The 14,846-nt window shown below is 65.8% G+C and carries 11 protein-coding genes; 2 read left to right on the top strand and 9 right to left on the bottom strand.

The window, feature by feature from the left end; genetic code table 11:
* Nucleotides 1-135: 135 nt before the first annotated feature.
* The 4 genes from ACFRAU_RS19015 to ACFRAU_RS19000 form a co-directional block, all read right to left on the bottom strand.
* The gene (locus ACFRAU_RS19015; RefSeq protein ID WP_378001068.1) at nt 136-2,340 is read right to left on the bottom strand and encodes an alpha-galactosidase; all 2,205 of its coding nucleotides are present in this window, start codon (nt 2,338-2,340) and stop codon (nt 136-138) included.
* Nucleotides 2,341-2,473: 133 nt separating this feature from the next.
* The gene (locus ACFRAU_RS19010) at nt 2,474-3,814 is read right to left on the bottom strand and encodes an ABC transporter substrate-binding protein (protein ID WP_378001067.1); all 1,341 of its coding nucleotides are present in this window, start codon (nt 3,812-3,814) and stop codon (nt 2,474-2,476) included.
* Between the two features lie 38 nt (nt 3,815-3,852).
* A complete protein-coding gene (locus ACFRAU_RS19005) occupies nt 3,853-4,785 on the bottom strand; it encodes a carbohydrate ABC transporter permease (protein ID WP_377995078.1) in 933 nt (310 codons plus the stop codon).
* A gap of 12 nt (nt 4,786-4,797) precedes the next feature.
* Complete coding sequence (locus ACFRAU_RS19000; RefSeq protein WP_378001089.1) at nt 4,798-5,754, bottom strand: carbohydrate ABC transporter permease; 957 nt, start codon at nt 5,752-5,754, stop codon at nt 4,798-4,800.
* Nucleotides 5,755-5,968: 214 nt separating this feature from the next.
* Here ACFRAU_RS19000 and ACFRAU_RS18995 point away from each other — a divergent pair, with 214 nt between their 5' ends.
* Together ACFRAU_RS18995 and ACFRAU_RS18990 are read left to right on the top strand one after the other, a co-directional pair.
* Complete coding sequence (locus ACFRAU_RS18995; protein WP_378001066.1) at nt 5,969-7,171, top strand: Gfo/Idh/MocA family protein; 1,203 nt, start codon at nt 5,969-5,971, stop codon at nt 7,169-7,171.
* Nucleotides 7,172-7,197: 26 nt separating this feature from the next.
* Complete coding sequence (locus ACFRAU_RS18990) at nt 7,198-8,217, top strand: LacI family DNA-binding transcriptional regulator (RefSeq protein WP_378001065.1); 1,020 nt, start codon at nt 7,198-7,200, stop codon at nt 8,215-8,217.
* A 15-nt stretch (nt 8,218-8,232) separates the two neighbouring features.
* Here the strand turns inward: ACFRAU_RS18990 and ACFRAU_RS18985 are convergent, their stop codons facing one another.
* From ACFRAU_RS18985 to acs, 5 genes are all read right to left on the bottom strand, one after another.
* Nucleotides 8,233-9,015: a DeoR/GlpR family DNA-binding transcription regulator gene (locus tag ACFRAU_RS18985; protein ID WP_377995081.1), complete on the bottom strand. Its 783-nt coding sequence runs from the start codon at nt 9,013-9,015 to the stop codon at nt 8,233-8,235.
* Between the two features lie 44 nt (nt 9,016-9,059).
* Complete coding sequence (locus tag ACFRAU_RS18980) at nt 9,060-9,971, bottom strand: carbohydrate ABC transporter permease (protein ID WP_378001064.1); 912 nt, start codon at nt 9,969-9,971, stop codon at nt 9,060-9,062.
* Nucleotides 9,968-10,939, bottom strand: coding sequence for a carbohydrate ABC transporter permease (locus tag ACFRAU_RS18975; protein ID WP_377995083.1), 972 nt, complete (start codon nt 10,937-10,939; stop codon nt 9,968-9,970). Before ACFRAU_RS18975 ends, ACFRAU_RS18980 begins: the two co-directional genes overlap by 4 nt.
* 16 nt (nt 10,940-10,955) lie before the next feature.
* Nucleotides 10,956-12,266, bottom strand: a complete 1,311-nt coding sequence (locus ACFRAU_RS18970; protein ID WP_378001063.1) for an ABC transporter substrate-binding protein — start codon at nt 12,264-12,266, stop codon at nt 10,956-10,958.
* 184 nt (nt 12,267-12,450) lie between these two features.
* Nucleotides 12,451-14,448: an acetate--CoA ligase gene (gene acs / locus ACFRAU_RS18965; protein WP_378001088.1), complete on the bottom strand. Its 1,998-nt coding sequence runs from the start codon at nt 14,446-14,448 to the stop codon at nt 12,451-12,453.
* Between the last annotated feature and the right edge of the window lie 398 nt (nt 14,449-14,846).

Below are 14,846 nucleotides of genomic sequence, written 5' to 3'. Positions count from 1 at the left end.
GGCTTTCGGCGGGGCTTAAGTGTTCGTTCGCGCTCACCGGCGGGGCTTAAGTGTTCGTTCGCGCTCAGTCTGCAACGCAAGGGGCACCGGCCCGGGCGGCGTATCGCCCCGGCCAGCGCCCCTTGGCTTTGCGTCCTAGAGCGCCGTGACCTTCAGCACCAAAGCGTGCTCCGGGTTGAGGCTGGGCATCGGCAGCCCGACCTCGGCCAGGAAACGGCCGCTGGCTTCCGCGCCGGAAGCCAGCCAGGCCGGCGGCTGGATCTGGGTGAACGTGTGGGCGTAGTCCGCGTCTCCCGGGGCCGGGAAGATGGCCTCCACCCGGTAGCGGCGCGACGCCTCCAGCCCGGGCAGGGCTACGCGTCCCAGCAGCTCGGCGAACGAGGTGCGCATGCTCACCACGGCGAACAGCGCCGCAGTCGTGCCGGAGGCAACGGAAGCAACGGAAGCACCGGAACCGGCAGCACCAGCCACCACGCCGTGCAGCATGAGCGAGTCGTCGGGCACATCGGCCCGGACCATCCGGCCGCTGTGGATCAGCCCGCGGTGCTCCTTGTACAGGGCGATGAACCGCTTCAACTCCTCGCGCTCGGCGCCCTGCACCTCCCGGACGTCCCATTCCATCCCGAAATGGCCGAACAGTGCCGTGATTGCGCGGAAGGACAGGTCGTGGGTGCGGGCGGTGGTGTGTGACGTCGTGGGGCCGATGTGGCCGCCCACGAGTTCGGGCGGAACCACGACGCCGGTCCAACGCTGGATGGTCTGCCGTTCCAGGGCGTCGTTGCAGTCTGAAGCCCAGATGCGGTCCGTGTGCTCCAGAATGCCCAGGTCCACGCGTGCCCCGCCGGAGGAGCAGCTCTCAATCTCGACGCCGGGATGCGCCTTCCGCAGCTCGCCGAACAGGCGGTACGCGGCGAGAGTCTGTCCGTGCACGGAAGGGCGCCCGGCGTGCCCGTGTTCGGTGAGGTCGCGGTTCTGGTCCCACTTCAGGTAGCTGATCCTGTTGTCGCGCAGGAGCGCGTCAATCCGGTCAAAGACGTACTGCCAAGCCTCCGGATTGACCAGGTCGATCACGTGCTGGTGGCGCCAGGTCAGGGGAAGCCGGCCGCCGTCCTTGTGGGAAACCGCCGCCGGGCCCACAATCCAGTCCGGGTGCGCCCGTGCCACGTCCGAATTGAGGTTGATCATCTCCGGTTCCACCCACAGGCCGAACTCCATGCCCCGGGAGGTGACGGCGTCGATGAGCGGCGTCAGCCCGTCCGGCCACATCGTCTCGTCCACGAACCAGTCACCCAGCCCGGCGGTGTCGTCGCGGCGGCCGCGGAACCAGCCGTCGTCCAGGACGAAGCGCTCCACGCCGAGGTCGGCGGCCGAGTCGGCGAGTTCGATCAGGGTGTCCAGGTTGTGGTCAAAGTAGACGGCCTCCCAGGTGTTGAGGACCACGGGCCGCGGCTTTCCGCCGCCCGCCGCGGGGAGCACGTGGTGCGGACGCGAACGGAACCAGCTGTAGAACGCCTCGCTGATGCCGTCCAGGCCGCGGTCCGAGTACGCGGCGAAGAGCTTGGGCGTGGTGTAGCTGGCGCCGGGCTCCAGGACCACCTCGGCCGGGCCCAGCAGTTCGGAGCCGCCGATCATGGTTCGCCCGTTTGCGAGGGCATCCGCAAACTGTTCGTGGTTGCCGCTCCATGCCAGGTGGGTGGCCCAGACCCGGCCGCGGCGGTTGCCGAAGCCGGCCGTCCCGGCCGCGAACAGCAGCGAGGAGTCGTGTCCGGTCCGGCCGTGCCGGCCGGTGCGCACCCAGGTGCCCTGCTGGATGGGGCGGCGCTGGGGGTGCCGTTCCCGGCACCAGCGCCCGGTCAGGTCGAGAAGTTCGACGGCGTCCGGAGCCACCGGGAGGACAGTGGCCAGTTCGTCGAGCTGGAACGGCGTGGTTCCGGTGTTCGTGACAGCGTGGTGCAGTTCCAGCAGGCCGCCTTCGTGGAGGGCAAGCGTGGATTCGACAGTGACGCCGGCGTCGGCATCGTGCTGAACGATGGCGGCGGCGTTGCCGTTGACTGTGGCGCGTACGGTGCGCAGGCGAACGGAGAAGTCGAGTCCGGAGACGCCGTCGGCAATCCGATGGCCGCGCAGGGCGGCCCGCCCGCGCCAGCCGGAGGACGCCTGGGGGAGCAGCCCGGTCGGGACGTTCACGTCGACGGCGGAGTTGGTGATGGTTTCCGTGAGTATGGACAGGTCAGGGAGTTCGCTGCCAAGGTCGGCACCCCAGTGGATGACCTCGGCCTCCCCGCTGTTGAAGCTGATCACCAGGCTGGTGCCGGCGGAACGGAGGTGCAGGGGATCCATAGGTGGGTCTCTTTCGTGATGAGCAGAATGGTATGGGAGGTGTTGCGGGGCCGGGCGCGGTGTGCGCTGTTCCGGCCCCGCAGGTGTGGTGCTGTGTGGATGCCTGGACTTTGATTTTCGCCCAGTTGGCCCGCTACTTGAAGAGGTCGTTCACCTGGTTGTTGGCGTCGGTCAGGGAGCTGGCCGGCTTCTTGCCGGAGAGCACCGCATCCATGGCCGGCTTCATGATGCCGTCCACCTTCGCGGCCTTGTCCGCGATGGGGAAGAGGAACGTGGTGCCGTCCTTGACGTGGGTGGTGAAGGCCGACACATCGATGCCCTTGGCCTTGAACGCCTGGGCCGCTTTTTCGGAGGAACTGGTGATGGCCGGGAACACCACGGCCTTGGATGCTACGACGTCCTGGCAGGCGGCGGAACCGAGGTATTCAACCCATTTGACGGACGCTGCAGGGTTCTTGGTGCCTGCCCAGACGGAGTCGGCCAGGCCGTTGAACATGCTGGCACGCTTGCCGTCGGGGCCTTTGGGGGTGGGGGCAAACGCAGTATCCACGCCCTTGTAGCTCTTGTACTGGCCGATCAGCCAGTCACCTGTGGTGTTGATCGCGGCCTTGCCGGCGCCGAAGTTGTCAGCGAGGCTGGCGCCCACCGTGGTTTCCAGCTTGGGCATGTAGCCCTTCGCGATCAGGCCGGCCCACCAGGCGATGGTCTCCTGGAACTTGGGGTCGTCGTAGTTGAACTTGGTGCCCCAGGGGTTCTTGTCCGTGTGGGTCCAGCCTGTGGTGGCGCTGAGGAAGCTCCATTCGGTCTGGCCCTGGCCGGAGCCGCTGCCTGCAAGGCCCAGCCCGTAGACGGCGACGTTGTTCTTGTCGAAGCCGGCTTCGTCGCCCCGCTTGCCGTTTTTGTCCACGGTCAGGTGGGCGATGGCCTTCTCGTAGCTGCCGCCGTCCTTCGGGTTCCAGTCAAGGTTGGCCATCTGTTCGGCGCTGATGCCGGCGGAGTCCGTCAGGGCCTTGTTGTAGAACAGGCCCACGGTGTCCCAGTCCTTGGGCAGGCCGTAACGCTTGCCGTCCTGGCCGACCCAGAGTTCGGGCAGGCCCTTGGTGTAGCTGTCCAGCTTGACGCCGTCCTTGGCCACGGCATCATCGAGGGAGAGCAGCTGCTTCTTGGCGGCGTACTCGGGGTACTTCGAAAGGTGGTTGGTGAAGACGTCAGGGGCCGTGCCGGCGACGAAGCCGTTGGTCAGCGTGGTCCAGTAGTCGTCCCAGCCGCGCTGGGTGATCTTGACCTTGATGTCCGGGTTGGCCTTGGTGAAGTCCGTGGCGCACTGCTGGTAGGCGGGGAGCTGGTTGGCGTCCCACAGCCAGTAGTTGATTTCGCCCTTGGCCTCGCTGGAGGCAGGGCTGCCTCCGCCACAGGCGGAGAGGGACAGTGCGATTGCCGCGGCGGCAGCTGCGACGCCGATGGTTTTCTTCATGATGGACCTTTCGAGGGTATTGCGGGGGAGGCAAGGGGTTACTTGATTCCGGAGAAGCCGATGGAGTTGACGACCTTCTTGCCGAAGGCGATGAACAGCAGGAGGACGGGGAGTGCGGCCACCAGGGTGGCGGCCATCAGCCCGGTCCAGTCCGGGGCGCCCTGCGGGGACTGGGACTTGAAGACGCCCAGGCCCACGGTGAGCACGCGGACGCTTTCGTCCTGGCCCACCAGGAGCGGCCAGAAGTATTCGTTCCACTGGCCGATGAAGGTCAGCAGGGCCAGGGTGGCCAGGGGTGCCGCGGCGTTCGGCAGGACGATCTGGAAGAAGATCCTCAGGTGCTTCGCGCCGTCGAGCATGGCGGCTTCCTCCACTTCCCTGGACATGCTGAGGAAGAACTGGCGCAGGAAGAAGATGGCGAACGGGGTCATGAACAGGAACGGCAGGGTCATGCCGGCGAACGTGTTGAGCAGACCCAGGTTCTTGATCATCAGGAAGTTGGGCAGCGCGGTGAAGATCGGCGGGACCATCATCGTGGCCAGGAACAGGCCGAACACAGCGTTCCGCCCGGGCCAGCGGAGCCGGGAGAAGGCGTAGGCTGCCATCGCGCTGAAGAAGACCTGCCCGGCAGTGGTGACACTGGCGAAGATGACCGAGTTCCGCAGGTACAGCCAGAAGTTGATGGCGGCTCCCGAGCCTCCTTCGGCGATGGCCTCTTCCGGGCTCTGCATGCCGAGGACCCGTTTGAAGGCGCCGAGGCTGAAGTCGGCGGGCAGCAGGTTGCCGGCGTTCGATGCCAGCGAGGCATTGCTGGACAGCGCGGTGCGCAGCATCCACAGGAACGGCGCCACGGTGACGGCGATGGCGACGGCCACCAGGGCCCAGGCTCCGATGCGCCGCCAGCTGACCGGCTTCTTCCGGATATGGATGGTGCTGACGGGCTTCTTACGGGAAAGTGTGGAGGTGCTCATGGCTGGGGTTCCTTAGTCCAGATCCGATTCGTTGCCTTTGAGGAACTTCATTTGCACGAAGGCCACCAGGGCAAGAATGAGGAAGAGAATGACGGACAGTGCCGATGCGTAGCCGAAGTCCGATTCGCCGAAGGCCTTTTCGTATATGTACATCTGGATGACGCGGGAGGCGTTGATGGGTCCGCCGGCCGTGGTCACGGCAACGGTGTCGAACACCTGGAAGGACCCGATCACGGTGACCACCAGCACCAGCACCAGCACGGGGCGCAGGAGCGGCATGGTGATGCTCCAGAAGGTCCGGGTGGGGGAGGCGCCGTCGAGGGAGGCAACCTCGTACACGTGGTTGGGGATGGACTGCAGACCGGCGAAGAGCAGGAGGGCGGTGTAGCCCATGTGGCGCCAGACGTTGACGGCCGCAACGGTGGGAATGGCCCATTGCTCGCTGCCGAAGAAGGCGATGCGTGGCAGGCCCATCCAGCTGATGATTTCGTTGACGATGCCGATCTGGTAGTCGAGCATCCAGAACCACAGCAGCGCCACGATGACGTTGGCCACCAGGAAGGGCAGGAGCAGCGCGCCGCGGATGAACGTGGACTTTGCGACGCGGTGCATCAGGAGTGCCAGCCCGAGGGCGATCACCGTCTGGAATCCGATGTTCAGCCCGACATACTGGACGGTGACCCACATCGCGTTCCAGAACAGTTCGTCGCCCAGCATGGCGGTGTAGTTCTTGATGCCGATCCAGGTGGGGTCGCCCAGGATGCTGTACTCGGTGAAGCTCAGGTAGACGCCCCGGATGGTGGGGACCAGATAGAAGAGAACAAAGCCGATCATTGCCGGGAAGACAAAGAACAGTGCCACCTTCAAGTCACCGAGGCGGTGGATGAAGCTCTTCCGGGCGGGTTTCGCTGACCCGGGCCGGCCGGCCCGCGCTGCCGTGCCCTGTTGCTGCTTGGTAAGGGTGGTCATCATCGACCCTTCCTGGGTGTGTGATGGAACTAACAATCGCCAATGAATCTACACGAGTAGATCTGGGAGTGCAAGGAATATTTCCGTGGAATTACAGGGCAAATTTTCTCCAACGTTGCAGGCGTTGACTCGAGTAGATTCAGGTGCAAGACTGTGGCGCAAACATGTGTGCGCGCCGAAAAGCGGTGCCGCCGGATCCTGAAAGGCAGGAACAATGGCGTTTTCAATCGGAGTAGTAGGCGTGGGGCAATTCGGTGGCCAGTTCGCCCATCTCTTCAACCTGCACCCCGGGGTCAGCGAGGTCTTCGTGGTGGACGAGCGGGCGGACCGTGCGGCCGAGGCAGTTGCGCTGTACGACCTGGCCGGCAGCATCGGCAGCTTCGATGAGCTGCTGGCGTCCGAAGTCGATGCCGTTGCCATCTTCACGCAGCGGTGGACCCACGGGCCGCTCGTGGAGCGGGCCCTCCGCGCCGGAAAGCATGTCTACTCGGCCGTACCCATGGCCGTCACCGAGGAAGAGATCGCGAGGATCATCGACGCCGTCCGGGAAACCCGCAACGTCTACATGATGGGTGAAACCAGCTACTACAACCCGGCCACGGTCTACGCGCGGGAGCAGCACGCGGCAGGCCGGTTCGGCAGGGTGTTCTACTCCGAGGGCGACTACGTCCACGACATGGACCTGGGTTTCTACGACGCCTACCAGTACAGCGGCGGCGAGCGCTGGAAGGAAACCGCCAGCTACCCGCCCATGCTGTACCCGACCCACGCGATCGGCGGGGTCCTTGGTGCCCTGCCGGCGCACGCCGTCAGCGTCAGCTGCGTCGGTGTGAAGGACGACCGCCAGGACGGGGTGTTCGACAAGGACATCAGCATGTTCGGGAACGACTTCTCCAACGCCACGGCCCTCTTTGAACTGAACGACGGCGGTGCCATGCGGACCAACGAAATGCGCCGGGTGGGCTACCCCTCGCATATTCGTGAATCCCGCTTCCGTTTCTTCGGCACCGAGGCCAGCTTCGAGCAGCTGGCCAAGGTGACGGTGTGGCAGGACAAGGCCGACGTGCACGACATCTCCGAGCAGGTGGAGTCCCGGCCCAGCATGGCCCTGGACGATCCCTCGCTCGCCAACGTGGCGCCTGAACTCCGGGACGCCTTCGTGTCCGGCCTGGCTCCCGTGCATGACAGCGACAGGCTGCCGGAGGAGTTCCGCGGCGCCCCCAACGGACACGAGGGCAGCCACCACTTCCTCGTGGACGACTTTGTCACGGCGGTGAACACGGGGTCGCTGCCGCCCGTCAACGCCTGGACGGCCGCGCGCTTCACCCTGCCCGGCATCGTGGCCCACGAATCGGCCCGGCGGAACGGCGAACGCCTCCCCATCCGCGACTTTGGGGATGCTCCGTCCGCGCTCTAGCCCGGGCTGTGGCTAGCATGGACACTATGACCATTCCGGCAGTGCCCACCCCGCGGACGCAGGTGACCCGCAAGGATGTTGCCCGTTACGCCGGGGTGAGCACCGCCGTCGTCAGCTACGTGGTGAACGGCGGGCCGAAGAAGGTGGCGCCCGCCACCGAGGCGAAAGTCCAGGAGGCCATCCGGCAGCTGGGCTACCGCCCCAACGCGGCTGCGCGGGCCCTGAAACTGGGGTCCAGCGAAACGATCGGTTTGGTCATTCCGGACAACAGCAACCCGTTCTTCTCCATGCTCGCCCACGCAGTGGAGGACGCTGCGGGGGCCCTTGGGTACGCCCTGGTGCTGACGAACTCGGACGGCAACCTGGCCAAGGAGCGCCGGAACATCCGGAACCTGGCCGCCCGGCAGGTGGACGGCGTGGTACTGGCCAGCGTCCTGTTCGAGCCTGACCTGGCTGACCTGGAGACCGCGGAGATCCCGTCCGTGCTCCTGAGCCACAGCGGCAGTTCGGCCGGGGTCACCACGGTGGGCGTGGACCTGGCCAAAGGTGCCCGCACCGCCGTCGAGCATCTGATCGGGCATGGCCACACCAACATTGGACTGGCCATGGGCACCACCACCGGCAACGAAGCGGACGCCCGCGAAGAGGGCTGGCTGCAGGCGCTCAAGGGTGCCGGGCTGCCGGAAGGCCCCATTGCACGCAGCGCCTTCACCCGGGTTGGCGGCTACGCCGCCGGGCAGCGGTTCCTGGCGTCGGGCCACCGGCCCACCGCCATCTTCGCCAGCTCGGACATGCAGGCCATCGGCATCCTCCGCGCGTTCCACGAGGCCGGCCTGTCCGTCCCGGGGGACATCGCACTGGTTTCCTTCGACGGGTCAGAGGACGCCGAATACTCCTGGCCCACGCTGACCACAGTCGAGCAGCCCGTGCGGGACATGGCGGAGGCCGCCGTCCGGGCGCTGGTCGGAGCGGACCGTGGCGAGCCTGCGCAGCACCGCGTCTTTCCGACGAAACTCCTGGTCAGGCAGTCCTGCGGCTGCCCGTAGCGGGGCTGATGGGGACTACACGAGCCTGAGCCGGCCCACCCGGTCCCGGAGGATCCGCTGGGCGTCGGGGGACAGCCCGGAATCGCAGATCACCTCGTCGGCTTCCTCGAGTTTGGCGATGGTGCTGATTCCCTGGGTGCCCCACTTGGTGTGGTCCGCCAGGACCACCACCTTCCGGGAGGCTGCGATAAAGGCGCGGTTGGTTTCGGCCTCCAGGAGGTTCGGCGTGGTGTAGCCGGCGTCCGCGTCCATGCCGTGCACACCGAGGAACAGCAGGTCCAGGTGCAGCTGGCTTAGCGCCGCCGTCGCGATGGGACCCACCAGGGCGTCCGACGGAGTGCGCTCGCCGCCGATGAGGATCACTGTTGAGGCGTGGCGACCGGAGCCCGTCGCGGAGGCGTGGTGGAAGAGGTCGGCGATCTTTACCGAGTTGGTCACCGCGGTGATCCGGGGGCCGTTGGCGAGTTCCTTGGCCAGCGCCCAGGTGGTGGTGCCCGCGCTCAGGGCCACCGCCATGCCCTCGTGAACCAGGGCGGCGGCCTCCAGGGCGATGGCGCGTTTCTGCGCGGTCAGCTGGGTGGACTTCAGCTCGAATCCGGGCTCGTGCGTGCTGGCATCCCCGGGCAGCTTGGCGCCGCCGTGGATCCGCTCCACCTGGCCGCTCTCCTCCAGCATCTCGATGTCGCGGCGGACCGTCATCAGGGACACGCCCAGCTGCTGGGCCAGGTCCGACACGCGGACCACCCGCTCGCGCCGGACGGCGTCCACTATGGACTGGTGGCGGGCCGCGGGAAGCATCGGGGTCCTTTCGCTGGATGAAACCTCGTACTGCCCATCATCGCCTAGCCCTTGCTGGAACCAAGAGTCAGACCCGCAACAAACTGCCGCTGCAGGAGCAGATAGACCACCAGGGTGGGGATGACGGTGATGACCGCGCCGGCCGCCAGCAGGTTGTAGTTGTTCAGGAACTCGCCCTGGAGGTTGTTGATGGCCGTGGTGACGGGCAGCCGGTCGCCGCTCTGGATGAACAGCAGGGGCCAGAAGAAGTCGTTGTAGATGAAGATGACTTCCAGGGTGGCCAGGGCCGCGAAGGCCGGACGGCACAGCGGCATGATGATTTCCCGGTACTGGCGCCAGATGCCGGCGCCGTCCACGAGTGCGGCCTCGGTCAGGTCCGCGGAGAGCGCCTTCATGTAGTTGGACAGCACGAAGGTGCAGAACCCCATCTGGAACGCCATGTTCACGGCAATGACGATGATGTAGGTGTTAAGCATGTTGCCCGAATCGCTGAAGGAGTAGGGCACCTGGAAGTGCTTGGCCATCTCAAACAGCGGCGCCGCCAGCACCTGGGGCGGCAGCAGGTTCCCCGCGGTGAACATGATGAGCAGCGTGATATTGAACTTCCAGTTCACCCGGCTGACGGCGAACGCCATCATGGACGCGAGAAAGAGCACCAGCAGCACGGCCGGAACGCAGATGATCACCGAATTCCACAGGTATTTGGCGAAGCCGCCCTGGGACCAGGCCTGGATGAAGTTGTCGAAGTTGAAGTCGCCGGCCACGCTGAAGTAGCCGTGCTCGTTGGTCGAGGCGATCGGCCGCAGCGCGGTGAAGACGGCCCAGAGCAGGGGGATCAGCCACATGACCGCCATGGCCGTGAGGAAGATGTGCGTCCCGTAATGCCGCTTCGGTTTGCTGCCGGAGCGTCCGGTTTTTCCGGTGGCGGCCGTACCGGGGGAGACGGCGGCGCTCATGCCCTCTTCTCCTTGCCGAAGGTGCGGCTGAGATAGAACACGATGGGCACGAGGGAGATGACCAGCAGGACCACCGCAAGGGCGGAGCCGACGCCGATCACCTGTCCTTCGCCCACGAGGTTCTGGATCACCAGGGCGCTGAGGAGTTCCAGGCCGTTGGTGCCGCGGTTGATGACGTAGACGACGTCGAACGCCCGCAGGGACTCGATGATCGTAATGACGACGATGACGATGTTGATGGGCCGCATGGCCGGGAACACCACGCGGAAGAAGGTCTGCGCCGCGTTGGCCCCGTCGATCGCGGCGGCTTCCTTCAGGCTGGGATCCACGCCTTTGAGGCCCGCCAGGTACAGCAGCATGACGTAGCCGGAGTGCCGCCACGTGGCGGCGATCATGGCCGCCCAGATGTTCACCGAGGAATCCCCGAACCAGTCAACGGCCTGCGGCGTTCCCGAGGTTCCGAGCAGGAAGTTCAGCAGGCCGTTGTCACGCTGGTAGAACAGCTGCCAGATGATGCCGATCAGTGCCAACGACAGCATTACGGGTGTGAAGAAGATGCTTTGGTAGATCCTGCTGCCGCGGATCTGCTGGTCCAGAAGCACCGCCAGGAGCAAGCCCAGCGGGGTGGCCACCAGGGCCAGGAAGGCCAGCCACAGCAGGTTGTGCTGGATGGCTGGCCAGAACGGCGGGTAATCCTGGGAGATGTACTGGTAGTTGTCCGCGCCTGCCGGCCGGATGTCGGTCAGGGCGAGGCCGTTCCAGCGGGTGAAGCTCAGCCCCACGGACATGAATGTCGGCAGCCACACAAACACCAGTTGGATGAGGGTGGGAATGCCCACCATGAGGGACAGGGCGGCCTTGTCCCGTTTGGAGAGCCGGCGGACCTTTCCGCCGCGGGCCCGCTTCGGCGGCGCCCCGGATGGTGCCCTGGACTCCGGCGGGACCAGGTCTCGTGCTGTTGCGCTCATGGGAGGCTCCCGGCCGCTATTGGGCCGCGTACAGTGACTTGGCCTGCGCCTCAAGATTCTTGACGTCCATCTTGCCGTTCTTGAGGAAGGTCTGCAGGGCCGGGATCATGACGTTGTTGGCCATGGCGGGCAGGGCGTCGCGGTCAAAGAACTGGCTGATGGACTTCGCCTGGGCGATGGTGTCAGCGCATTTCTTGTTCAGCGGCGTGAACTTGGAGGTGTCCGCGCCTTTGGCCGTGGCGATGTTGGAGGCGTCCACCGAGGCGTAGATGTCCTGGCCCTCGGGGGTGCCGATGAATTCCATGAACTGGTGCGCGGCCGCGTTCCCGCCGCCCTTGGTGGACAGCAGCAGCCCGTCGATGGGTGCCTCCACCGACTCGCGCCCCTCGGTGGCGATCTCCGGGAATGCGAAGAAATCGATGTCCTTCAGCACTGCGGGGTCGGTGAACTGCTGTGTGACGAACGAGCCGAGCAGGTACATGCCTGTCTTCTTGGCGGCCAGCGCCCGCGCCGCGTCCTGCCAGGTCTGGCCGAGCGCCGCAGGATCCTGGAAGGGGAGCAGCGCGGACCAGGTGTCGAAGACGTCTGTCACCTTCTTCTGGTCCCAGGTCTCCTTGTGGGCGCACAGGTCCACGTGGAACTGGTACCCGTTGAGGCGCATGTTGATGTAGTCGAACGTGCCCATGGCGGGCCAGCCGTCCTTGTCCGCGAAACCGATCGGGATGATGCCGTCTGCCTTCATCTTGGCCGCCAGGGCCTTGAGGGCATCGAAGGTTTCCGGCACCTCGTAACCCTTGTCGGCCCACACGCTCTTCCGGTAGAAGAAGCCCCACGGATAGTTGTAGTTGGGGACGAAGTACATCTTCCCGTCCGGCCCGGTGGAGGCCTTCTTCAGGGCGTCGGAGAAATTGCCGCCGATCTTGGCCCAGACGTCATCGACCGGTGCCAGGAGGCCCTTGCCCGCGTAGAACTGCATCCTGTAGCCGGCGAACCAGGTGAAGGCGTCGTCCGGCGAGCCCTGCAGGTAGGAATTGATCTTGTTCTGGAAGTCGTTGTGCGGCACCACGTTGGTGCTGACTGTTTTGCCTGTCTTCTTCGTGAAAGCGTCGGTGACCGCCTGGTACGCCTTCTTGGGAACTTCGTCGGAGGAGCCGGAGCCGAAGGTCAGGCCGGAGGATTCCGAGCCGCCGGCGGACGGTCCGCTGCCTCCGGTGCACGCCGCCAACAGTGGCACGCCGGCCATGCCGGCGGCACTGACGCCCATTGTTTTAAGGAATGTCCGCCGGGCTGGCCCGGCGCTTGTGGACGCTTCCGGATGTGGTGCCATGATCTCTCCCGGGGAAATGGAAGTGTGTGACATGTGTCACATATCACTGACTATAACCTCGCAAAAGGGAACAGGAAAGATCGCAAAATAACACGCGGGATTCCGACGGCGGGGCCCGGGGCAGCGCCGCACAAGGCAGGGCCCGCCCGGTGTTCCGGACGGGCCCTGCCTGGCTGTGATGCGTCTACTTCTTGAGCGATGCCGCGATCTGCTGCATGACCGTGTTGTCGGCGAGGGTGGTGGCGTCTCCGACGTCGCGTCCTTCGGCAACGTCCTTGAGGAGTCGGCGCATGATCTTGCCCGAGCGGGTCTTGGGCAGTTCGGGGACCACGAGGATGGTCTTGGGTTTGGCGATCGGTCCGATTTCCTTACCGACGTGGTTGCGCAGGTCCTGGACAATTTCGTCGCCGGAGTCCACGGCATCGCCGCGGAGGATGACGAACGCGACGACGGCCTGGCCGGTCGTTTCATCTGCGGCGCCTACGACGGCGGCCTCCGCCACAGCGGGGTGGCTGACCAGGGCGGACTCGATTTCCGTGGTGGAGAGCCTGTGCCCGGAGACATTCATGACGTCGTCCACCCGGCCCAGGAGCCAGATGTCACCGTCCTCATCCTTCTTGGCGCCGTCCCCGGCGAAGTACATGGTTTCGAAGCGGGACCAGTAGGTGTCCTTGAACCGTTCGGGGTCGCCCCAGATGCCGCGGAGCATGGCCGGCCAGGGTTCGCGGATCACCAGGAAGCCGCCGTGCCCGTCGGGGACGGAGGCTCCGTTCTCGTCCACGACGTCCACGGCGATGCCGGGCAGGGGAACCTGCGCGGAGCCGGGCTTGGTCTCCGTGACGCCGGGCAGCGGGGCGATCATCTGGGCCCCGGTTTCGGTCTGCCACCAGGTGTCCACAATGGGTGCTTTGTTGCCGCCGATGACGTCGCGGTACCACATCCACGCCTCGGGGTTGATGGGTTCGCCCACGGAACCCAGGACCCGGATGGAGGACAGATCGTACTTGTCCGGGATGTCCCGTCCCCACTTCATGAACGTGCGGATCGCGGTGGGGGCGGTGTAAAGGATGGAGACCTTGTACTTCTCCACGATCTCCCACCAGCGGCCCTGGTGCGGGGAGTCCGGGGTGCCCTCGTACATGACCTGGGTGGCGCCGTTGATGAGCGGCGCGTAGGCGACGTACGAGTGTCCGGTGACCCATCCGACGTCGGCCGTGCACCAGTACACGTCCGTCTCGGGGTGCAGGTCAAAGACCGCCTTGTGGGTGTAGGCGGTCTGGGTGAGGTAGCCGCCGGTGGTGTGCAGGATGCCCTTGGGCTTGCCGGTGGTCCCGGAGGTGTAGAGGATGAACAGCGGGTGTTCGGAGTCGTGCCCGACGGCGGTGTGCTCGGCTGACGCTTCCCCTACGGTGTCCTCCCACCAGTGGTCCCGGCCCTCGTGCCAGTCCACGTCCTGGCCGTTGCGCTTGACCACCACGACGTTCTGCACGGTGTGCCCGTCCTGTTCGAGGGCGGCGTCGACCGCTGTTTTCAGGGCGCTGGGCTTGCCGCGCCGGTACGTGCCGTCCGCGGTGACCACGAGCTTGGCTTCGGCGTCCTCGATCCGGGACCGGAGCGCGTCGGCGGAGAAGCCGCCGAACACCACCGAATGCACGGCACCGATCCGGGCGCAGGCCAGCAGGGTGATGACGGCCTCGGGGATCATCGGAAGGTAGACGGCCACACGGTCGCCCCTGGCCACACCGAGGGATTCAAACGCGTTCGCTGCCTTCTTCACTTCCTCGGTCAGTTCCGCGTAGGTGTACGAGCGGGAATCGCCCGGCTCGCCCTCGAAGTAAATGGCCACCCGGTCGCCGAGGCCGTTCTCCACGTGCCGGTCCAGGGCGTTGTACGCGGCGTTGACCTCGCCGCCGACAAACCACTTCGCGAACGGCGGGTTGGACCAGTCCAGCGCCTCGGTGAAGTCCTTGCTCCAGGTCAGCAACTCGCGGGCCTGGCTGGCCCAGAAAGCAGGCCGGTCGGCTGCCGCCTCGGCATAGACCTCGGCGCCCACCACGGCGTTGGCGGCAAAGTCCTCGGAAGGGGCAAACTTGCGGTTCTCATGCAGCAGGTTTTCAAGAGCATCGCCCTGCTGGCTGGGGGTGGCAGCGGTGGCCGTCGAGCCGGGGGTGTCCTGGGACATGGTGAACCTCATCATTCATCGATCTTTGCTGCGCGGTGCGCCGGTCCCGGCCTTGCCCGGCCGTGGCACGGCGGCGGGCAACGGCCCGTCGCGGACAAACCGCAAAGAGCTGTTCCGAAACCAGACTAGCGCCTCCGGCATGGGCGCGTGGGCCGCGTCACACGACGAGCCGTGAACGGTGCCCTTTTAGCGGTGAATGGTTCTTTGGGAGAGCTGTGTTGCTTCTGTGAGCGCGCGGCACTGCGGCCAGTCAGCTAGTGAAGCACCCTCCACTTGGCTAGGCTGAGATGGACTCGTGACAGTGGCCGGAGGCAGCCAGACCGCTTGTGGTCAGGCTCCGGCCGTAGGGCGGAATCACGCAGGGACGCCAGTCCGGGCGCCGCCACGCTAAGGAGAAC

The sequence above is a fragment of the Arthrobacter sp. NPDC056691 genome, assembly GCF_042791415.1.
Lineage (GTDB): Bacteria > Actinomycetota > Actinomycetes > Actinomycetales > Micrococcaceae > Arthrobacter.
Note: the sequence above shows the minus strand (reverse complement) of the source record. Positions and strands in the feature narration are given on the sequence as shown.